The following is a 21,945-nucleotide window of genomic DNA, read 5'->3' as shown; positions in this document are numbered from 1 at the left end:
CCTTTGTTCATCTTGAAATAACGATTATATGAGGACCCTATTGTTAACACATCCACCGAGAAGTCTCCCATCTCTAAACGGAGTGAAGGCGGGAGAGGAAGCTCACATCCTTCCGTTTTCGTTTGTCTTGTGAAAAGAAGCAATGAAACTCTTTTTTCTTCCTGCAAAACGTGATAAAATTTCCTTCGCTTGGATATAATAAAACAATGTGGCATAATGACACAGAAGGTAGTGATGTCCGTGGGAGAGAAGCTTGTTGTATTAATCGGGCCAACCGCTGTGGGGAAAACAAAAATGAGCATTGAACTGGCTAAACGGCTCAATGCAGAAATTATTAGCGGTGACTCGATGCAAATTTATAAAGGAATGGATATTGGCACAGCTAAAATTACTAAGCAAGAAATGGACGGAATCCCGCACCATTTAATAGACATTAAAGACCCAGCCGAGCCATTTTCTGTCGCCGAATTTCAACAGCTCGTTCGACCGTTGATTCAAGAAATTACTGACAGAGGCAAATTGCCGATGATTGTTGGCGGGACCGGGCTTTATATTCAATCGGTTATCTATGATTATCGTTTTTCTGACGCTCCTTCCGATCCAGCATATCGAGAAGATCTGCGGCATATGGCGAAGGAAAAAGGAGCGGAGGCGTTATATGAAGAATTAAAGAGGATCGATCCAGAAAGCGCTGGACGCATTCACCCTCACAATCTGCGCCGTGTCATTCGTGCGCTTGAAATTTATCGATGCACCGGAAAAACAATGGCGGAATGGCAGCAAACGCAAACCCATGAGCTTCTTTATCAAGCGGCGATTATTGGTTTAACAATGGAAAGGGAGCAATTATATCGTCGCATTAACGAACGCGTCGATCAAATGGTGGCCCAAGGGCTGCTCGATGAGGTTAAAACCTTGTATGAGCGCGGCTTGCGCAACTGCCAATCGATTCAGGCTATTGGCTATAAAGAAATTTATGCATATTTAGATGGCGAGCTTTCATTTGCTGAAGCCGTTGAACAGCTCAAACAAAATTCACGTCGCTATGCTAAACGTCAGCTCACATGGTTTCGTAATAAGATGCCTGTACGCTGGTTTGATATGACAGATTTATCTCGATTTACCGAGAAACGCGATGAAATTTTGCGATACATAGAAGGAAAGCTTCAACAAAAGACGAATATATAAAAATAGGTAGAGAGAAAAAGAGGAGGCCAGTTCATGAAAACATCGATTAACATTCAAGACCAATTTTTAAATCAATTGCGCAAAGATGGCACACAGGTAACCGTATTTTTATTGAATGGATTTCAACTTCGCGGCTTGGTGAGAGGCTTTGACAACTTCACTGTGCTTTTAGAGGTGCAGGGGAAGCAGCAACTCATTTACAAGCATGCGATTTCTACATTTGCACCTGAAAAAAATGTTCAGCTTGATATCCAATAAACAAGCAACAAAAAATCGCCCGCACGACACATGCGGGCGATTTTGTTTCGTAAAAAGGCGGGGAGATGAATATACTATAATAGCTATGGGAATGCAGTGCTCGTTTACACATGATAAAAGGCGATGCTTCTGCACCTTTAGAGCAATGAAAGCTTGCCTGCTGGTGAGCATTTATTTGATTTTTTACGAAAACAATATAAATACAAATGAAAGATTGAACCAATCAGCTTCTGGAAAGGTAGGTGACGCATTTTTGAACGGCCAGAGAAACAGAATTTTTCCTTTATTGCGCGAATGTTTGACAGGGGATAAACAACGATCGGTTTTACGAGACTTATGAGTAAATCTGAAAACGGTTTGTTTAGACATCCTGGCTGTCTAAAGAGACGAATTCCACATAAACGATGAAGAGAGCAAACGTTAAATTCGAATGAAATGGGGCCACATCATGGAGCAAATAGAGGGGTAAAGGGAGAAGTGCATCGGATGATAGGCATTTGTCACAAATAAATGTCGCTAAACGTATACTGGAAAAAACAATACCACTATTCATCAAGCGAAAGGGATAAAGCGAGGTGACAACCGTTGTCAGAAGTAACGATGAATAAGGCGAAAGGACAAATTAACATTGTATTAAACTCTAAAAATACGAATCATTTAGTGAAAGAGGAACGCATCGAAGGAATTGATTACGAGCAACATGCGATATTAAGAAGCATCCAAACAGAGCTTGACCAATTGATCGGCTTGGAAAATGTCAAAAAAATTGTCAAAGAAATTTATGCATGGCTATATATTAACAAAAGGCGCAAAGATCAGGGACTGAAATCGAATAAGCAGGCACTTCACATGATTTTTAAAGGCAATCCGGGAACGGGAAAAACAACAGTCGCTCGCCTGTTAGGAAAATTATTTTTTGAAATGAACGTGTTGTCAAAAGGGCATTTTATCGAAGCAGAACGAGCGGATTTAGTCGGCGAGTATATTGGGCACACAGCCAATAAAACACGTGATTTAATTAAAAAGGCGCGAGGCGGTATTTTATTTATTGATGAGGCGTATTCGTTGGCACGCGGGGGAGAAAAGGATTTTGGAAAAGAAGCGATTGATACGCTTGTAAAAGGCATGGAGGATTATTGTGAAGATTTAGTCGTCATTTTGGCTGGTTATCCGGCGGAGATGGATTATTTTCTATCCTTGAACCCCGGTCTCCCTTCCCGCTTTCCACTTATGATTGAGTTTCCTGATTACACGGTAGACGAATTAATCCATATTGCCAAACAAATGCTGCGAGAGAGAGAATATGAATTTACGTTCGAAGCAGAACGAAAGCTGTATTATCATATTGAAGAGCTTCTTCACACAAAGAAGGAACGAAAATTCAGCAATGGCCGCTACATTCGTAATTTAATTGAGAAGGCGATTCGCAAACAAGCTGTTCGTTTATTATATGAAGGGCGTTATGATAAAAAAGAGTTAACGTTGATTCGTGATCGTGATTTAATCATCGGTTCTTAATCAAGCGGAAGCAGCAGCTTCCTTATTTTTTTGCAGGGAGGCAGGAGTTTTATTACACAAAAAGAATACATAAGATTATTAATTGTCTTAATATTTTAATAAAAGAGGAGGAGAAGAATGTCTATTACGATTGGCGAAGTATTTTTACAAACGGTAAGGAAATTTCCAAAAAAAGAAGCGCTTGTCGATATAAGAAGAGGAATTCGCTATACGTATAAACAGTGGGCAGACGAAGTCAGCCGTCTTGCTAATGCCTTCATAGGTATGGGAGTAAAAAAAGGAGATCGTGTTTCCACCATATTGTTAAACACTAGCGAATTAGCAACGGCATTTTTTGCATGCGCCCAAATTGGGGCCGTCTTCAATCCGGTCAATTTTCGTTTGAGCCCGAAAGAAATCGCTTACATTTTAGCGGATGCAGCTCCGAAAATTGTTTTGTTTGAAAAGGCCGTAGAACCGCAAATATCACATATTCACCATGAATTTCCTCATATTTCCTTCTGTTATATTGATAACGATACACCACCCTATGCGATGAATTACTGGGAACAAGTGAATATTGCTTCATCACAACCTCCTCGCAGCGATGTATCAGAAAATGATCTTTACGCCATTATGTATACGAGTGGAACGACGGGAAGACCAAAAGGCGTTATGCACCGGCATCGCGAGATGGTTGAGCAGAGCTTGATTTGTAACTCGATTATGCGCATTCGTGAAACCGACCGGGGACTTGTTGCTGCTCCCATGTTTCATTGCGCTGAATTACATTGCTGCTTTTTGCCGCGCGTGCATGCGGGAGCCACGAATGTCATTATTCATCATTTTGATCCAAAGCAAGTGCTTGAGGTCATTGAAAAAGAGCGGATTACTTCTCTATTTGCTGCACCGACCATGTGGAACATGATTCTTCAGGAGAATATAAGCGCCTATCATTTATCCTCTTTTCGCATGGGCTTATATGGTGCCGCCCCAATGGCTCCTGTGCTTGTGAAGGAGTGCAAAGAAAGATTGGGAATTGATCTGATTCAAGCGTATGGAATGACAGAAATGGGACCGGCCGTAACGTTTTTGCTAGAGGATGAGCAACTAACGAGGGCTGGATCAGTTGGTCGTGCTTGCTTAAACCATGAAATTCGCATTGTGCAGCCGAAAGAAGATGGTCCGTCCGACCCCGATCACGTGCTGTCTCCAGGGCAGGTTGGCGAGATTATCGTGAAAGGCCCGTGCATGATGATGGGCTATTACAACCGCGAAGAAGCAACAGAAAAAGCGATGTATAAAGGCTGGTACCATTCGGGGGATTTAGGGTATATGGATGAGGATGGATATTTATATGTGGCAGATCGCGTAGATGATATGGTGATCAGCGGCGGTGAAAACGTTTACCCGCGCGAAGTCGAGGATGTGCTCTATGAGCATAAAGGGGTGCTGGATGTTGCTGTGCTTGGGGAGCCGGATGAAAAGTGGGGAGAAAAGGTTGTGGCTTTTATTGTTAAAAAAGATCCCAATTTAACAGCAGAGGAGCTTGAGCGATTTTGCAAAAACAGCGACCAGCTAGCTCCATACAAACGACCGCGCGCCTACTATTTTGTTGATGCACTGCCGAGAAATGCAAGCGGCAAAATCCAAAAATTTTTACTTCGCGAACAAATGAACCAATCAGCAAAATCATAGGGAGATGAGAAGATGGCAGCAAGCTATTTGCGTGAAGAGCATCGCATTTTTCGCAGCTCCTTTAGAAAATTTTTGGAAAAAGAAGCGGCGCCCTATTACTTAGATTGGGAAAAACAAGGCCTCATTCCGCGTGGTTTTTGGGAGAAAATGGGTGATAACGGTTTTCTTTGTCCGTGGATTGATGAGAAGTACGGCGGCTTATCCGCTGATTTCGGTTATTCTGTGGTCATTAATGAAGAATTAGAAAAAATAGGATCAAGTCTGATTGGGATTGGCCTGCATAATGACATTGTCATTCCATATATTGAATCTTATGGAACAGAGGAACAAAAGAAAAAATGGTTGCCAAAGTGCTTAACAGGAGAAATGATTACGGCCATTGCGATGACCGAACCGGGGGCAGGATCTGATTTAGCGGATATTTCAACAACGGCGATCAAACATGGCGATTACTATGTTGTCAATGGACAGAAGACGTTTATCACGAATGGCATTCATGCCGACTTAGTCATCGTTGTTTGCAAAACCGATCCGCAAGCCGTGCTGCCTTATAAAGGAATAAGCTTATTGGCTGTGGAACGAGGTACGCCTGGATTTACCCGGGGCAGAAAACTGGAGAAAGTGGGACTGCGTGCACAGGATACAGCGGAGCTCTTTTTTAGCGATGCAAAAGTTCCAGCAGCCAATTTGCTCGGCAAAGAAGGACACGGTTTTTATTACTTAATGGAAAAGCTGCAGCAGGAACGCTTGATTGTGGCGATTGCTGCGCAAACAGCAGCGGAAAGAATGTTTGAGCTGACCAAAGAATATGTTAAAAACAGAAAGGCATTTGGACGAGCGATCAGTCAATTTCAAACAATCCAGTTTCGACTGGCTGAGATGGCAACCGAAATTGCTTTGGGTCGGACCTTTCTTGATCATGTCATCGAACAGCATATCGACGGAAGGGATGTGGTCACATATGTCTCGATGGCGAAATGGTGGATTACTGATATGGCCAAGCGAATAGCGGCAGAAGGAATGCAGCTGCATGGAGGCTATGGCTATATGGAAGAATACGAGATTGCGCGGCGATATCGTGACATTCCAGTCAGTGCGATTTACGCGGGAACAAATGAAATGATGAAAAGGATCATTGCTAAAAATCTGACCCTTTCATAGAAAAAGGAGGAACATCATTTGCTAGAAGGAGTAAAAGTTATTGATTTTTCCCATTATCTTCCTGGTCCATTTGCCAGCCTTCGCTTGGCCGATTTAGGAGCAGAAGTAGTGAAGATCGAACCGCCAACGGGCGATAAGATGCGCGAGCTGGCTGATGAATGTATATTTGCAGCCAATAATGCCGGCAAGCAAAGCATTTCTCTCAATTTAAAGCTGGAGGAGGATGTGCGGATTGCAAAATCGTTAATAAAAGAGGCTGACGTGATCATTGAAAGCTTTCGCCCTGGCGTTATGAAAAGACTCGGTTTGGGCTACGATGAGATCAGCCAAATAAATCCTGCCATTATTTATTGCTCCATTAGTGGCTATGGGCAGAATAGCCCTGCTTCTTTATTAGGAAGCCATGATTTGAACTATATGGCGCTTACCGGTGTATTAGCTCAGCTAAAGGATTCTCAAGGACGCCCTGTCCATCCGACGATTACGATGGCGGATTTCATTGGCAGCCTTCATGCTGTTGAGCAAATGATAGCTGCTTTATATGCACGTGAGCGGACAGGAAAAGGGAGATATCTCGATCTTTCGCTAGTGGACGGACTACTTTCATTGATGACTAACCATTTTGTGCAGGAACACAAAACGAAAAGCAAAAATGGCATTCAGCTGCTTGCAGGTATCATTGTTTCGTATTATTTGTACGAAACAAAAGATGGGAGATACGTGTCGTTAGCCGCCCTTGAACCGAACTTTTGGAAAAATTTCTGTTCGGCTGTAGGTCACCCTGAATGGTGCGAGCACCATATCTCTCCGGCGAATGATGATAACGTCATCTTTCGGGAGATCAAGCAGCTGTTCCAATCGAAAACACTAGAGCAATGGGCGGAGTTTAGTATGCAGATTGATTGTTGCCTTACTCCTGTTTTCGAAACAGATGAAGCAAAAATCTTATTTTCGAGCGAACGGTATCGAAAAATGATTCATATAGAGGAGGATCGAATAGAAGTGGCGACTTGCTATGATCGCGAGTTGCTCAAAAAGCGGTCACATGCACCAAAAATCAATGAGCACAAGCAGGATTTCATTTATTCAATAGGAGAGTGATGAACGATGATGAATGTGCCATTAAATATCGCGACGATGCTGGAGAGAGCGGAAGCACTTTTTCCAAAAAAGCAGGTTATTTCCCGGATGAAATCTGGTATTGTTCGCCATACCTATAGAGAAATCGGTGAAAGGACGCGAAGGCTTGCAAGCGCTCTAAAACAGCTAGGCGTGGAAATAGGGGATCGCGTCGGTACGCTTGCTTGGAATCATCATCGGCATTTGGAGGCGTATTTCGCTATTCCGGGAATTGGAGCTGTGCTGCATACGATTAACATTCGGCTGTCTCCAGAGCATATTGCCTATATTATTAATCATGCAAATGACCGTGTGCTGCTGATTGATGAAGATTTTCTTCCGGTCATTGAAAACATAAAAAACGAGATTCCTAATGTTCAAGCCTTTATTGTGATGACAGAAGAGGACAGCGTGCCAGAGACGTCTTTGTCCCCTGTCTATCATTATGAAAATCTGCTGCAAAAAGGAGAGGCTCATTTTGCCTTTCTTAAAAATATGGATGAAAATAGTCCTTCGGGCATATGTTACACCTCGGCAACGACGGGATGGCCGAAGGGGGTTGTTTACTCGCATCGCGCGACAGTGCTGCATAGTATGGCGCTGGGGCTTGCCGATAGCGCTGGTTTATCCGAAACCGATGTAGCCATGCCGGTGGTGCCGATGTTTCATGTGAATGCGTGGGGACTTCCATTTGCTGCCGTGTGGTTTGGAACAACGCTTGTGATGCCTGGTGCAGCCTTTACTCCGAAAATTTTAGCGGAACTGATGGAAGTGGAAAAAGTGACTCTTGCTGCCGGAGTGCCGACGGTGTGGCTTGGCTTGCTAAAGGAGTTGGAGAAAGAAGACTATGATTTAAGTAGTGTGAAGCGTATTTTATGCGGAGGGGCGGCAGCTCCAAAAGGTCTGATTCGCGCTTTTGAAGAAAGAGGGATTCCGTTTGTCCATGCATATGGTATGACAGAAACAAGCCCGCTTGTCGTGCTTTCTCGTCTCAAAAGCTATCAGCAGCATTTATCTAAAAATGAGAAACTGGATATTCGGGCTAAGCAAGGCTTTCTCGTTCCTGGAGTCGAAATGAAGGTGATTGGCAAGGACGGTGATGTATCATGGAACGGAACAGAAATGGGGGAGCTATGTTTGCGTGGACCGTGGATTGCTAGCGAGTATTATCATGATGAACGAAGCAAGGAATCGTTTCGCGATGGCTGGCTTTATACAGGAGATGTCGTAACGGTTGATGAAGAAGGCTTTATTAAGATTGTCGACCGTACGAAAGATGTCATCAAAAGCGGTGGGGAATGGATTTCTTCGGTAGATTTAGAGAATGCCTTAATGGCCCATGAGGCCGTATTTGAAGCAGCCGTGGTCGCCGTGCCTCATCCAGAATGGCAGGAACGTCCGGTTGCCTGCGTGGTTGTCAAAGAAGGGAAAACAGTCACAAAAGATGAACTGTACGATTTTTTGCGTCCGCAGTTTGCTAAATGGTGGCTTCCAGATGAAATCGTGTTTGTCGATGAAATTCCCAAAACAAGTGTCGGGAAATTTTTGAAAACGAAATTGCGCGAGCAGCTGCGTAGTTATTTTACCAATACAAATTAGGAGGGAAGGGCATGTTGCAATCCGTTGCGGTTATCGGCTCCGGTTTAATGGGAAGCGGAATTGCTCAGTCGCTGGCCATGGGTGGGAAAACTGTATATTTATACGATATTTCCGACTCCGCTCTTGAGAAAGGAAGAGATTCGATTCGCAAAAGTCTAGCGCGATTTGTGAAGTCTGGTAAATGGAGTGAGCAGCAGGTGGAGGATGTGCTGAATCGAATTCAGACAGGCACGAATCTACAAACGGCTGTAAAGGATGTGGATGTGGTGATCGAAGCGGTTCCAGAGCAGCTAGCACTAAAAAAAGAGGTGTTTAAACAACTGGATCGCTATGCGAAGCAGGAAGCCGTGTTGGCCACGAATACCTCTGAGTTAAGTGTGACGGCGATTGCTTCAGCCACGCAACGGCCGAGCCAGGTAATCGGCATGCATTGGTTCAATCCTGCGCCGGTGATGAAGCTGATTGAAATCGTGAAAGGAGTCCCTACATCTGAGAAAACGATTCGAATCATTGAGCAATTGTCTCAAGAGATTGGAAAAGAAACGGTAGTAGTGGAAGACAGGCAGGGGTTTGTCACTACACGAGCCATTGCTGCTCATATGATTGAATGCATCCGGATGTATGAGGAGGGAGTCGCTTCCGCAGAACATATTGATAAAGCGATTTGTCTCGGCCTAAATTATCCGATGGGACCACTCGAGCTTGCTGACTTAGTCGGCTTGGATACCATGCTATTTGTCAGTGAAAACATGACAGAGGCATATGGAGATCGCTTTCGCCCGCCGCAAATACTTCGAAAGCTTGTTGAAGCAGGTCATTTAGGTAGAAAAACAGGAAAGGGATTTTACACATATTACGAATGAAAGAAGGGAAAATGTTGTGCGAGAAGTGGTAATTGTCGAAGCAGTGCGCACGCCTGTCGGCAAGCGTAATGGAGTATTTCGTGAGGTTCATCCTGTTCATCTTGCCGCCGCGGTGCTTGCTGAAGTAGTCGATCGTGCGGGAATTGACAAGCCTCTCGTTGAGGATATTGTTATGGGATGTGTGACTCCTATTGGTGAGCAGGGGTATAATATCGGGCGGCTGGCGGCACTGGAAGCAGGCTTTCCTGTCGAAGTGCCCGCTGTACAAATTAACCGGATGTGCGGATCGGGCCAGCAGGCCATTCATTTCGCTGCTCAAGAAATTCGTTCAGGGGATATGGAGATTACGATTGCTGCAGGAGTGGAAAGTATGACAAAAGTTCCGATTTTAAGCGACGGAAACGACCAGACCATTCCACCATCCTTGCATGGAAAATATGAATTTGTGCATCAAGGCATTTCTGCAGAGCTCATCGCTGAAAAATATGGGCTTACACGCGAGGAGCTTGATGCCTATGCATATGAGAGCCATCGTCGGGCGCTTCAGGCACAAGAAAAGGGGGTATTTGCCCAAGAAATTGTACCTGTGCACGGGCGGGACCAAGAAGGAAACGAGATCGTTGTTATAAAAGATGAAGGGCCGCGGCAAGATACATCGCTGGAGGCGCTGGCTTTATTGAAACCGGTATTCAAGCAAAAAGGAAAAATTACAGCCGGAAATGCAAGTCAAATGAGTGATGGAGCAGCTGCTGCGCTATTAATGGACGCAGGGACCGCCTGCCGCCTCGGAATTGTGCCGAAGGCAAGAATCATCGCGCAAACCGTTGTTGGCTCTGATCCCACATATATGCTGGATGGGGTGATTCCAGCAACGAAAAAAGTCTTGCAAAAAGCGGGTCTTACCATTGATGATATGGATCTGGTCGAGATTAATGAAGCGTTTGCACCTGTTGTGCTAGCATGGCAAAAGGAAATCGGCATCCCGCTTTCGAAGGTAAATGTCAATGGAGGAGCGATTGCCCTCGGTCATCCGCTTGGCGCAACTGGAGTTAAACTGATGACCTCTCTTGTTCATGAGCTTGAACGCAGACAGAAGAGATATGGTTTGTTGACGATTTGTATTGGACATGGGATGGCCACTGCTTCGATTATTGAGCGATGGAATGCATAAAGGGGATGGCCCAAAACGCGTTAGTGTTTTGGGCCATCCCCTTTTTATGATGCTTTTGCTTTTAATGATTTATTCGGCAGCTTCCAATTATATGTATATGATAGAATACGAAGGGCGGCAACGATCATAAAGAGAATATATAATCGAATAGGAGAGTGAGCTGCCCCAATTCCAACGGCTAATCCCGCTAAAATAGCCCAAACAGCATAAATTTCGGCACGAAGCACGAGCGGTTTTCGCCCGGCTAGCAAATCCCTAATGATCCCGCCTCCACTGCCTGTTAAAACAGCGGCTACAATGACAGCGCTCAGCGGATGCCCCATTTTGGCTGCATATAAAGCTCCTTGAATGGCAAATGCAGATAATCCGAGCGCATCAAAAAAATTCCCCCATCTTTGCCAGTGGGGCAGCATTTTTTGCGGGAACAGATAAATAACGGTCATAGCAAAGAGGGCTATATGAAACAGCATGCCTTGATCCCATAGTGCTGATACAGGAACACCGATCAGCAAATTGCGAATCGCTCCACCGCCAAAGGCAGTCACAATTCCGAGAATATAGACGCCCAAAATGTCATACTCCTCTTCCATAGCGACAATAGCGCCACTAATGGCAAAAGCAACCGTACCGATAATACTCAATATTTCCCAGGTCATACGGCAAATCCCTTTCTTCATCGTATTACGGTAAACATTTTAGGCGGAATAGATAAGAAAATCAATCATCATTTTTTGGCCGTTTCCTATAAGGGGATTTTGAGAATGAGATATGATTTCATGACAAAAACATAAGAAAAAAGCTTGTATATGGTATTCTACCATAAGATAAATTTCTATCGCTGAGAATTTGTATCCTTCGTCATATCTAATGAAGCAATATCCATAAACGGCTTCTAATCACCCTATGTCCATTTGACGTCCCGATTTTCCCAGTCTGTTTCCATCGTTTTTATGAACAAGTGATAAAGGACTATATAAATGTAACCTAACGTGTTAATATTTGTATGGATATGAAGTTCCGTCATTTTTGGATGATCAGGATTCTGTCACGCGTGAGGAGCAAAGGGGAAGTCAAAGTGTACCTCTGGTTGCCCAAAACAATGGAGCCTTTTCTTTTCTGGATCCGTCGTTCCATCTTTAAGGTGCCATCATGTCATTTCTTGAGTAGATGGGGGACAAAACATTATAGTAGAAATATAAGCAGCCGAAATCGCCTAAGGGCTGTGTGAAAGTTGGCTTGAACGGATATAAACAATATAATGAGAGTGTTTTAAGGATGAAAAATCAGCAAAGCCAAAGACAACATGATCAAGTTTATAAGTTAAAAAAAGCGACGGCATGGTTCGTCATAAAAGATCTAAGAAAAAGTAATGACCAGCCGTTGCTCAGAAAGAGGGGAGCATATTGCAGGAGATTCAAAAAAGCGATCGAGAAAGAGTCATCATTGTTGGTTGCCAGCTTGCCGATGAAGATGATGATCGGTTTTCATATTCGATGGAGGAGCTTGCTTCGCTTGTTCATACAGCGCACGGAGAGGTGATCTTGCAGCTTTCACAAAAGCGGGAAGCGGTCCATCCAGCGACATATATCGGAAAAGGAAAAGTTGAGGAGCTTGCTCGACTTGTGGAACAGCTTGAGCCAGATGTAATTATTTTCAATGATGAGCTATCGCCAAGCCAAGCCCGGAATCTTTCTAAGCTGTTGGAAGCAAGAGTAATTGACCGTACCCAGTTGATTTTAGACATATTCGCGCAGCGAGCTCGCTCGAAGGAAGGAAAGCTGCAAGTCGAACTTGCCCAGTTGCAATATTTATTGCCGCGTTTAAGCGGGCAGGGTGTACAGCTTTCTCGTCTAGGCGGCGGAATTGGCACAAGGGGACCGGGAGAAACGAAGCTAGAAACCGACCGTCGTCATATCCGTCGCCGCGTTGATGAGATTAAAAATCAGCTAAAATGGGTAGTGGAACATCGCGTGCGTTATCGTGAACGCCGTAAGAAAAACAGGACATTTCAAATCGCGCTTGTTGGCTACACTAATGCAGGAAAATCAACGCTATTTAACCGTTTGACCAACGCTGATTCATTTGAAGAAAATTTACTGTTTGCTACGTTAGATCCTCTGACACGAAAATTCATCTTACCAAGCGGCTATACAGCGTTATTGACCGATACGGTCGGTTTTATTCAAGACTTGCCGACAACTCTTGTGGCTGCTTTTCGATCGACGTTGGAAGAAGTGAAAGAGGCTGATTTGATTTTGCATGTCGTTGATTCTTCAAATTTGGATTATGTTCAGCATGAACAGACGGTTTACGATTTGCTCCAAGATCTTGAGGTGTCAGCTATTCCAATTGTCACGATTTATAATAAGAGAGATCTTGCTGATAAGAATTTTATCCCAAGCTCGAGAACAGATTCGATTTTTATTAGTGCTTTAAATGAAACCGATCTGCAACAGCTTCGTCAATTTATTGAAACAGCAATGATTGAAGCAATGGAGCCTTATGATGTGTCAGTGTCGGCGTGTGATGGAAAATTGCTTGCCCAATTAAAGACAGAAACCATTTTACAAACATTGCATTACCATGAGGAGAAAGAAATGTACGAATGCCAAGGGTTTATTTTGCCAGAACACCCGCTGTATCCACAGCTTAAAACTGCGCAACTCTAGCATGTATACGGAATTGAGCAATGGGGCTAGTTTCGGACAGGTTGGCCCCAGTGCGCTTTTTCCGCAATGTCTCCGAACGTTCTTATTGGGAAATTAGGTGGAAAAGCATGGCTTTCGTGCTCTTTGCCGACTGGCTTCAAATGGGGCTTTCAATGGGCGAATGGCACGGGTCAAAGGGCTTTCCGCAGACCTTGGCGCAAAATAGGAAAAGCGATAAGAATATCATAGACCATTGAGAAATTCAGCATAGAAAGGGTTTGTTTTATGTTTCAGCATTTAAAATACGGCAAAGAAATTGCAGTACTTGTTCAAGAAGTAGAGGAGCGCATAGCTCCAATGCATAAAGAAATCGAGCAGCGAATCGATTATAACCAGTATCGTGTTCTCGAAAGCTTTCGGCGCCATCAAGTCAGCGACGCTCATTTTATTCCTACAACGGGATATGGATACGATGATATCGGGCGCGACACACTTGAAAAGGTGTATGCAGATGTGTTTGGCGGAGAAGCGGGGCTTGTTCGGCCGCACATTATTTCTGGAACACATGCTATCTCGATTGCGTTATTTGGGATCCTTCGCCCTGGAGATGAGCTGCTCTACATTACGGGAAAGCCATATGATACGCTTGAGGAAATTGTCGGCATTCGTGGAGACGGCAGCGGATCGCTAAAAGAATTCCATATCCGTTATCGAAGCGTTCCTTTGACCGCAGAGGGGAAAATAGATGTTGAGGCTGTGAAAAACGCTATTCATGAGCGTACGAAGATGATTGGGATACAGCGCTCAAAAGGGTATGATCCTCGTCCTTCCTTTACGATTGCTGAGATTGAAGAAATGATCCGTCTTGTCAGATCGATAAAACGAGATGTAGTTGTATTTGTTGATAATTGCTACGGAGAATTCGTCGAAGAAAGGGAGCCTTGCCACGTGGGCGCCGATCTTATTGCTGGTTCTCTTATAAAAAATCCAGGAGGGGGGCTGGCGAAAACGGGAGGATATCTTGTCGGCAAAAAAGAATATATAGAAATGTGCTCTTACCGAATGACCTCTCCTGGTATTGGTGCAGAAGCGGGCGCTTCTCTTTATAGCCTGCAGGAAATGTATCAGGGCTTTTTCTTGGCGCCGCATATTGTCGGGCAAGCACTGAAGGGAGCGATATTTACGGCTGCGATGCTTGAGCGTGTCGGCATGAATACATATCCAGCATGGGATGCAAAGCGTACAGATCTTATTCAATCGGTGCAGTTTGATGACCCAAAGAAAATGGTTGCATTTTGCCAAGCTATTCAATTTGCCTCACCGATCAATTCTCATTTTATGCCATATCCAAATTATATGCCTGGGTATGAGGATGATGTGATTATGGCAGCTGGAACATTTGTTCAAGGAGCAAGTATTGAACTGACAGCAGATGGTCCGCTTCGTCCTCCATATGTAGCCTATGTACAAGGAGGATTAACGTACTCCCACGTAAAAATTGCGATTTGTACAGCACTTGATCACCTGATAGAAAAAGGTTTGATTTCTTTGTGAGAAAATATAACATTGTATTGACATATTACCTGACATTGTAATAAAATAAAAATATATGATTAAAGGAGGCGTTTGACATGAGTAGCAACATTCGACGTTCTATGCCGTTGTTTCCAATCGGCATTGTCATGCAATTAACAGAGTTGTCTGCTCGTCAAATCCGCTATTATGAGGAACATGGACTTGTTTCTCCTGCAAGAACGGAAGGAAATCGGCGTCTTTTTTCTTTTAATGACATCGACCGACTTCTTGAAATAAAAGATTTGATTGACCAAGGGGTAAATCTGGCTGGAATCAAGCAGATTTTTGCAGCGCGTCAGTCTGAAGCGAACCGTGAGCCGGCGGGAGAGAAAGTGGAAAAGGTTGTTAAGCAACAATTGTCAGATGAAGAACTGCGAAAAATGTTGAGAGCAGAGCTTATGCAAGCTGGACGCTTTAATCGCGCATCGCTTCGCCAAGGCGACATTGCCCGCTTTTTTCATTAAGTTAGTTTATTTTATGCTTTATATAAAGAATAATAGGGAGGATTTGGCATGGCGAAATATACAAAAGAAGATATCATCCGCATTGTCCAAGAGGAAAATGTCAAGTATATCCGTTTGCAATTTACGGATATATTAGGAACCATCAAAAACGTAGAAATTCCAATTAGCCAGCTACAAAAAGCGCTAGATAACAAGATTATGTTTGATGGTTCGTCCATTGAAGGATTTGTTCGCATTGAGGAATCTGATATGTATTTGTATCCGGACTTGGATACATTTGTGATTTTCCCATGGACAGCAGAAAAAGGGAAAGTGGCTCGTTTCATTTGTGATATTTACAATCCAGATGGTACGCCGTTTGAAGGATGCCCTCGTTATAATTTAAAACGCATGTTAAAGGAAATGGAAGCGTTAGGCTTTACGGCTTTTAACCTTGGTCCCGAGCCAGAATTCTTCCTATTTAAGCTTGATAACAAAGGAAATCCGACACTTGAATTAAACGATAATGGTGGCTACTTTGACTTGGCGCCGACAGACTTAGGGGAGAATTGTCGCCGCGATATTGTGCTTGAGCTTGAAGAAATGGGATTTGAAATCGAAGCCTCCCACCATGAAGTAGCACCTGGTCAGCATGAAATTGATTTTAAATATGCTAACGCGGTAAAGGCGTGCGACGATATCCAAACATTTAAACTTGTGGTGAAAACAGTGGCTCGCAAGCATGGCTTGCATGCGACATTTATGCCAAAACCGCTCTTTGGCGTGAACGGATCAGGAATGCATTGCAACTTGTCATTGTTCAAACACAATGAGAATGCGTTTTTTGACCCAAATGGCGATTTACAATTGAGTGAGGTTGCCCGTCAGTTTATCGCTGGTGTATTAAAGCATGCACCGAATTTTACAGCTGTGACAAATCCGACGGTGAATTCTTATAAACGTCTTGTGCCTGGATATGAAGCGCCATGCTATGTGGCTTGGTCTGCGCGCAATCGCAGCCCGCTGATCCGCATCCCTGCTTCCCGCGGCATGAGCACACGGATTGAGGTTCGCAGTGTCGACCCTGCAGCTAACCCATATTTAGCAATGGCTGTGCTGCTTGCGGCTGGCTTAGACGGAATTAAAAACAAATTAACTCCTCCAGATCCAGTTGATCGCAATATTTACATCATGACAAAAGAGGAGCGCCTTGAAGAAGGAATCGTTGATTTGCCGTCCACATTAGCTGAAGCACTGCAAAATTTAAAATCCGATGAAGTGATGATTTATGCGCTAGGAAAGCATTTATTTGAACATTTCGTCGAAGCGAAGGAAATTGAATGGGATATGTTCCGCACACAAGTCCATCCGTGGGAACGCGATCAATACATGGCCCTTTATTAATCGTAAAACCCCTTGACCCTCTAGGTGTTGAGGGGTTTTTATATCGGGCATTTTTCGATTGTGAATATGCGTTTTATCAGCTGCCCGATTTTAGTTAATAAATGTCGATTCACTTTGAAGTGTTGTTTTTTAAAATCGTTGATATAATGCGGTTATCGCTCTAATTTTAATCTCATAACCTCTCATGCAATTTGATTTTCTCCCACGTCTTGAGTAGGTTTTTATTCTCCGCTGCAACAAAATCAGTCTCTAATTTCAAGACAATCTTCTCATCTTTGTGTCTAGGTATAATATGAAAATGAATATGTTTAATATCTTGCTGCGCCCAATATCCGTTATCTTGAAGTACTGTAAAGTCTTCGCAAATACTCGATTTAATTAATTTTTTTGACACTATTATCAAGGAATTCATTAAAGCATTAGCGATTTGATTGTCTTTTATATCATCAAGCCTCTCGATATGTTTATTGGTGACGATTAAGGTATGACCAATACTTACCGGATTGATATCAAGAAATGCTGTTACATAATCATCTTTATAAACCTCATAGCAGGGAGACGTACCATTAACGATTTCGCAGAATACACATTTTTTCATTTTACTCATTTACACTTTACCAAGTGTTCCTCTCTTTCTAACAATTTTTTCACAACTCACAAAAAATAACACTCCTATACAAAACGTTGCTAGCGTTAAGAATTTTATGTAAATAAGAATATCCTTTGCTTGTAGAAATTAACTTACGTGTTGCTTTTAAACATGGCTTGCAGTTCTGTGCGGGCTTGATCAAAGCCAATGTGACAGCGTGTGGCAAAGCGCTGGTTGTAGTCTTCAAACTGTGAAACTAAGAACTTTTCTAGTGCTTCTTCGTGAGGAAATTGCTCTTTCCGCTTGGTGTATTTCTTGATCTGCTTGTTAAAGGATTCAATAAGATTAGTAGAGTTTTTCTCGATCAGATCAGCGATTTCAGCCATGGTTACGCCTTTTTGGAATATGTGAATAACAAAAGATTCTAACGTGTCGTTAGATCGTTTGTAGGGAGATACGGCCTGCTGCTTAAAATCTCCATTACGATCGCGAGAAATGTGGAGGTGTAAATCGCCGTATTCCGTATGGAGTGTACATGTATCGTTCCCATTACGAGAATTACCTGAATGGAATCCTGCACGATCATACTTTTCGTAATCGAGGAAGGCCGTTAACTCCGTTTCCAGCAGCTGATTTATTGCTTTTTCCAGATGGATACGGAAAATTTCTGTTGTGTCTTGCTTCGTGATCTAGAGCTTGAACTAAATCTGTTGTAAAATGATTCATAGGGAAGGACTCTTTTCTGTGAGTGGTTGTGTGGTAACTCAATTCTACAAGAAAAGGTCTTCCTTTTCTATTTATCTATTTACACAAAATATTTTATAGTCCCTTGGATGGCGTTTTTTAATCAGATTTATTAGAAATATTCAACATTATAGAAAGTATTTTCTTTTTATGTGGTTGATCAAAATAAAATTTTAATAGGGAAAATATAGTAATATGTTGACAAAAATTATAGAAATTTGATAGTTTTAGTAATGTATACATGAATAAACTTATTAGGAGGATAATATGAAAAAAGCTTTTTTTAAAAAAATTTTAGCATTATCTTTAGTCAGTATTTTGGGACTAACTCTTTTCTCACCTTATGAAAGGCCTGCAAAAGCTGATGATTTTACTTGCCAACCTTATAAAATGCCCACCCAAGGTACAATATCATCATATTATGGCTGGAGAAATGGTAGTTTCCACCATGGTATAGATATTGCTAAATCAGGAGATGTACCTGTTTACGCCGCATATGCTGGTATTGTATCAAGGGCCTATTATTCTAGTTCTTATGGAAATGTTGTCTTTATTAAACATCGTGGTGGAACAGCTGAAACGGTTTATGCTCATCTAAAAAGTTTTAGTGTAAAAGCTGGAGATGTGGTTTCCCCTGGACAGCAAATTGGATATATGGGTGACACAGGAGATGCAGATGGCCAACACTTGCATTTTGAAATCCACAATCCAGAATGGAATAGCTCAAAATCAAATTCAACAGATCCAATTCCTTTATTACCAGATGAAACTACTTCCCCTATATGTTGGGATGGGGACTTAATGAAAAAAGGTCAGATTGGTAGAATTACAGTCTTAAAACCTATTAATCTTTGGAAACGCGATGCTAATGATAAGCTGACTTTTGTTCGCGTCTTAAATCCTGGAGAAGTTTATCGAGTTTATGGATATGATGATCTGTATGGTGGACAATATAATGTTGGCTCTGATCATTGGATTACAAAAATGGATGGTTATATCAAATATGAAACTCCAAGTAAATGGAGATTAGATGAACTAAAACGTATTTATCCATAATCGATAAAGCATCCTTCGGGGTGCTTTTTTATTTGATAAAAAATGGGTACCTAATTGAGATAAATGGTATAAAAAGTTGTTTTTTGCCGACAATTAATCATCCAATCATGTAGGAATGTATCTTTTGTTATCGAATGATTCTAAATGGAGAGGATGGGAATGATCGACCTGCATGTCCTAGTTGTGGTACAGGTGGGATTGAAAATATTGTATCAAGCAATAGTGTGAGAAGAGATAAAAAAGGCGATAAAAGGCTGAATGAAGTATACTGCCTGCTATGCGGATATATTTATGGAGTGTTTGGGAAGATTGAGAATATCATGTCATCATAAATTTAAAAAGAACTCTTGTGGTGCTTTTTATTTTGCGAAAACATCAAATTAAACTTTCGTGGAGGAGTGAAATCAAAGAAAGAATTTTATGTTAAAGGATGGATCATGGATGAATAATAGAGTACAACAATTCTGGAATGATTTTTGTATAGCAACTCATCAGGAGGGGATTGAATATAAAGATGCCTTTCAATTTGGAGCTTCTGCTGATTGGTTAGCCGATTTAGTTGTTAGAGGAAAGAAAACTGCGACAACTTCCGGTTTCGTGTTTTATGAGTTAGAAAAAGAAGCTATACCTAAAGTTGGTGAATATTATATTGTTTTAAATGGTCAGGAAGAGCCAGTCGCAGTCATTCAAATTCAATCCGTTGAAGTTGTTCCGATGAATGAGGTGACAGAGGAATTTGCTTTAGCGGAAGGCGAAGGTGATTATCGTTCTTGGTGGAATGCACACGAAAAGTTTTTTACCAAATCATTAAAAGAATACGATATGGAATTTTCACCAACTATGTTAGTTGTATGTGAACGGTTTGAAAAAGTGTATCCAAAATAAAGAAGTTAATTTAAAAAAGGAATTGATTTAAAGCAGCCGAATAATCGGGTGCTTTTTATTTAGAGTGTGAAGGAAGCTCTCTCTCTTTGTCGAATTAAGTAGGCAAAGGGGGGATTACGCATGAGAAAAGATGCTTTTGAATCCTCAAAATCAATCGGATTTTCAACGCGGGCTGCTGGTTTTTCGAAAAACGTTATTGAACCACCAAAGCTGAATTTTTCCGACGTTGCACTTACTAACCCTAATTTAGCAAGTGAGTTCTATAAAAGATTAATCGAAATGATTAATGATTTTGAAGGAGATTTAGACGAAGAACATGAAGTTGGGATAAGACTGGTTTCATTTGGGCAAACATTGCAATTTCATATTGAAAGTATAGGTTATTGTAATCCTAGTCTAATCACGTTTCAAGGCAGATTACAGAATGGCGCGCGTGTAGAGCTAATACAGCATGTATCACAAATAAACTTTTTGTTAATGGCATTGCCAAAAATGGATGAAAGTGGTCCACCAAGACGCATTGGATTTAACTTAGATGAAAATGAGTAACATATATCAGGGGATTTCAAACATCAAACACCTGTAAAAAAATTCTACTTGAGTGGAAAGACAGCGGGAAGATATAGAGTGCGCCGTTTTTTGGTGTCCTTTATTTTTCATTGAGGTAAAATATGAAATTTGCTATAGTATGTAAAACTAATAAAATTCATATTATAAAGAGGGGTCTGCCGTTGAGAAAACTTTTTGTGGTTTTTGGATTACTGCTGATTGTGGTCTTAGGAAGCGGATTTTTCGTACTCAATAAGACACCTGCTAAAAATACGGAATCTGAACCTAAAAGTCAAATGGAAGCTATAAAGCCAGAAGTATTACAACGGGGCGTGGATCCCAATACTTATCCTAAATATGAGTCTAATTTCAATCTTTATTTTGCTCATCTGAATGCGTCTATTTTTGTAGACAAATCCAAAGTCAACAACGGCGGAAAGCCTCTTAGTGCTGAGGATTATAAGTCTATTTTAAACGAAATGAAAAAGAATTTAAGTGAAATTAAATACGATAACAATGGAGAAAAGAAAGCTGAATTAGATAGAGCAATTAAATTAGTGGATCAAGCCATTCAAAGTAAGGCGAAAAAAGGCGATCCGATTTTTAATGAAATTCATCAAACGATACATGATCTGGACGTCTATTTTAACACGACGCACTTTGTCGATGAATGATCTGTAAATACCTTTCTTTAAAAACGCATTTTTAAAATGCGTTTTTTATTTTTGCAAAAGGAGATGATCGAATGGAGTTCATTCAGGAAATCGCGTCGTATGCACAAAGAATTCAAGAAAAATACAACATCCTTGCATCGCTCGTGATCGCGCAAGCCTGTTTAGAAAGCAAGTTTGGCCAAAGTGGACTAGCTCAAAAGGGAAAGAATTTGTTCGGGATAAAGGGCACATATAATGGACAATCGATCACGATGAAAACAGCGGAGTATCAAGGAGGCAAAGCATATCAGACAGACGCAGCATTCTGGAAGAAGACTTGGCGAAGCTCTATACAATATAGTGTTTTTTAGGATCGGAATAAATATAAATCGACTAACTTAATTCTAGCCGGACAAATTTTAAAAATGCCTGTTAAAACAGAAAAAGCTGAGTATTACGTCGTCAAGAAGGACGACACCCTGACTAAAATTGCAAAGAAGTACGGAACAACCGTGCAACAGTTGGTACAATTAAATAAAGTTAAAAATCCTGATCTGATTTTGATCGGCCAAAAGTTACGTGTAAAATGTCGTCGACCTCCAATCGTGCAAAAATCCCGGGGGATCGACGACATTTTCTTATTAGTCAACAATCCTGCAATGGTAAAGGAAAGAAGAGGTTGCTAGAGTTTTTAGATAAGTTTATAATAGCATTGTATCCATTTTCCAAATGCTGATTGAATCATGGATGTTGGGGTTTTTATCTTACCTATGAGGGATTGAAGCGCGTCTTCGGGATATACGGTACTTTCCGCTTTGATTTCGTTTTTATCTTACCTATGAGGG

21 protein-coding genes and 1 pseudogene are annotated in these 21,945 nt (G+C 41.9%); 19 read left to right on the top strand and 3 right to left on the bottom strand.

Translation table 11 applies throughout. The annotated features are described in order from the left end of the window. The first annotated feature begins 240 nt into the window (after positions 1-240). From miaA to GFC28_RS05385, 9 genes are all read left to right on the top strand, one after another. A complete protein-coding gene (miaA, locus tag GFC28_RS05425; protein ID WP_044745316.1) occupies positions 241-1,188 on the top strand; it encodes a tRNA (adenosine(37)-N6)-dimethylallyltransferase MiaA in 948 nt (315 codons plus the stop codon). A gap of 33 nt (positions 1,189-1,221) precedes the next feature. Beyond that, a complete protein-coding gene (gene hfq / locus GFC28_RS05420; protein WP_044745301.1) occupies positions 1,222-1,446 on the top strand; it encodes an RNA chaperone Hfq in 225 nt (74 codons plus the stop codon). 585 nt (positions 1,447-2,031) lie between these two features. After that, positions 2,032-2,964, top strand: coding sequence for a stage V sporulation protein K (gene spoVK, locus GFC28_RS05415; protein WP_044745300.1), 933 nt, complete (start codon positions 2,032-2,034; stop codon positions 2,962-2,964). Positions 2,965-3,081: 117 nt separating this feature from the next. Then, positions 3,082-4,641 (top strand): fatty acid--CoA ligase, encoded by a 1,560-nt coding sequence (locus GFC28_RS05410; RefSeq protein WP_044745299.1) that lies wholly within the window; start codon positions 3,082-3,084, stop codon positions 4,639-4,641. Positions 4,642-4,653: 12 nt separating this feature from the next. Continuing rightward, the gene (locus GFC28_RS05405; RefSeq protein WP_044745298.1) at positions 4,654-5,802 is read left to right on the top strand and encodes an acyl-CoA dehydrogenase family protein; all 1,149 of its coding nucleotides are present in this window, start codon (positions 4,654-4,656) and stop codon (positions 5,800-5,802) included. An 18-nt stretch (positions 5,803-5,820) separates the two neighbouring features. Further along, positions 5,821-6,903 (top strand): CaiB/BaiF CoA transferase family protein, encoded by a 1,083-nt coding sequence (locus tag GFC28_RS05400; protein ID WP_044745297.1) that lies wholly within the window; start codon positions 5,821-5,823, stop codon positions 6,901-6,903. 6 nt (positions 6,904-6,909) lie between these two features. After that, a complete protein-coding gene (locus GFC28_RS05395) occupies positions 6,910-8,520 on the top strand; it encodes a long-chain fatty acid--CoA ligase (protein WP_044745296.1) in 1,611 nt (536 codons plus the stop codon). An 11-nt stretch (positions 8,521-8,531) separates the two neighbouring features. Next, positions 8,532-9,383 (top strand): 3-hydroxyacyl-CoA dehydrogenase family protein, encoded by an 852-nt coding sequence (locus tag GFC28_RS05390; RefSeq protein WP_044745295.1) that lies wholly within the window; start codon positions 8,532-8,534, stop codon positions 9,381-9,383. A 16-nt stretch (positions 9,384-9,399) separates the two neighbouring features. Continuing rightward, positions 9,400-10,554: a thiolase family protein gene (locus GFC28_RS05385; protein ID WP_044745294.1), complete on the top strand. Its 1,155-nt coding sequence runs from the start codon at positions 9,400-9,402 to the stop codon at positions 10,552-10,554. A gap of 44 nt (positions 10,555-10,598) precedes the next feature. Here the strand turns inward: GFC28_RS05385 and GFC28_RS05380 are convergent, their stop codons facing one another. Further along, the gene (locus tag GFC28_RS05380) at positions 10,599-11,210 is read right to left on the bottom strand and encodes a trimeric intracellular cation channel family protein (RefSeq protein ID WP_044745293.1); all 612 of its coding nucleotides are present in this window, start codon (positions 11,208-11,210) and stop codon (positions 10,599-10,601) included. Between the two features lie 747 nt (positions 11,211-11,957). Here GFC28_RS05380 and hflX point away from each other — a divergent pair. The 5 genes from hflX to glnA all read left to right on the top strand — a co-directional run bounded on the left by hflX (position 11,958) and on the right by glnA (position 16,624). After that, positions 11,958-13,223, top strand: a complete 1,266-nt coding sequence (gene hflX / locus GFC28_RS05375; protein WP_221211952.1) for a GTPase HflX — start codon at positions 11,958-11,960, stop codon at positions 13,221-13,223. A gap of 107 nt (positions 13,224-13,330) precedes the next feature. Next, positions 13,331-13,459 carry a hypothetical protein gene (locus GFC28_RS19955; RefSeq protein ID WP_255357495.1) on the top strand — a complete coding sequence of 43 codons (129 nt, stop codon included), beginning with the start codon at positions 13,331-13,333 and terminating at the stop codon, positions 13,457-13,459. A 28-nt stretch (positions 13,460-13,487) separates the two neighbouring features. Further along, positions 13,488-14,756, top strand: coding sequence for a methionine gamma-lyase family protein (locus tag GFC28_RS05370; protein WP_044745292.1), 1,269 nt, complete (start codon positions 13,488-13,490; stop codon positions 14,754-14,756). Positions 14,757-14,833: 77 nt separating this feature from the next. Continuing rightward, positions 14,834-15,241 (top strand): MerR family transcriptional regulator, encoded by a 408-nt coding sequence (locus GFC28_RS05365; protein ID WP_044745291.1) that lies wholly within the window; start codon positions 14,834-14,836, stop codon positions 15,239-15,241. Positions 15,242-15,289: 48 nt separating this feature from the next. Beyond that, positions 15,290-16,624, top strand: a complete 1,335-nt coding sequence (glnA, locus tag GFC28_RS05360; RefSeq protein WP_044745290.1) for a type I glutamate--ammonia ligase — start codon at positions 15,290-15,292, stop codon at positions 16,622-16,624. A 172-nt stretch (positions 16,625-16,796) separates the two neighbouring features. On the opposite strand, the gene GFC28_RS05355 is transcribed toward glnA, so the two are convergent. Both GFC28_RS05355 and GFC28_RS18725 read right to left on the bottom strand, forming a co-directional pair. Continuing rightward, positions 16,797-17,231 carry an HIT family protein gene (locus GFC28_RS05355; protein WP_044745289.1) on the bottom strand — a complete coding sequence of 145 codons (435 nt, stop codon included), beginning with the start codon at positions 17,229-17,231 and terminating at the stop codon, positions 16,797-16,799. A 134-nt stretch (positions 17,232-17,365) separates the two neighbouring features. Further along, positions 17,366-17,939, bottom strand: a pseudogene (locus GFC28_RS18725) (transposase). A gap of 285 nt (positions 17,940-18,224) precedes the next feature. On the opposite strand from GFC28_RS18725, the gene GFC28_RS20230 reads away from it, so the two are divergent. The 5 genes from GFC28_RS20230 (at position 18,225) to GFC28_RS05325 (ending at position 21,471) form a co-directional block, all read left to right on the top strand. Further along, positions 18,225-19,013 (top strand): M23 family metallopeptidase, encoded by a 789-nt coding sequence (locus GFC28_RS20230; RefSeq protein WP_052661011.1) that lies wholly within the window; start codon positions 18,225-18,227, stop codon positions 19,011-19,013. Positions 19,014-19,454: 441 nt separating this feature from the next. Continuing rightward, positions 19,455-19,898, top strand: a complete 444-nt coding sequence (locus GFC28_RS05340) for an ASCH domain-containing protein (RefSeq protein WP_044745287.1) — start codon at positions 19,455-19,457, stop codon at positions 19,896-19,898. Positions 19,899-20,018: 120 nt separating this feature from the next. Next, the gene (locus GFC28_RS05335) at positions 20,019-20,447 is read left to right on the top strand and encodes a DUF6173 family protein (protein ID WP_221211951.1); all 429 of its coding nucleotides are present in this window, start codon (positions 20,019-20,021) and stop codon (positions 20,445-20,447) included. A gap of 182 nt (positions 20,448-20,629) precedes the next feature. Then, positions 20,630-21,121, top strand: coding sequence for a hypothetical protein (locus tag GFC28_RS05330; protein WP_066329397.1), 492 nt, complete (start codon positions 20,630-20,632; stop codon positions 21,119-21,121). A gap of 71 nt (positions 21,122-21,192) precedes the next feature. Beyond that, positions 21,193-21,471 carry a glucosaminidase domain-containing protein gene (locus GFC28_RS05325; RefSeq protein ID WP_044745285.1) on the top strand — a complete coding sequence of 93 codons (279 nt, stop codon included), beginning with the start codon at positions 21,193-21,195 and terminating at the stop codon, positions 21,469-21,471. The last annotated feature ends 474 nt before the right edge of the window (positions 21,472-21,945 follow it).

Source organism: Anoxybacillus sp. B2M1 (assembly GCF_001634265.1).
GTDB lineage: Bacteria > Bacillota > Bacilli > Bacillales > Anoxybacillaceae > Anoxybacteroides > Anoxybacteroides rupiense.
The sequence above is the reverse complement of the archived record's forward strand: the minus strand, read 5'-3'. Positions and strand labels throughout refer to the sequence as shown.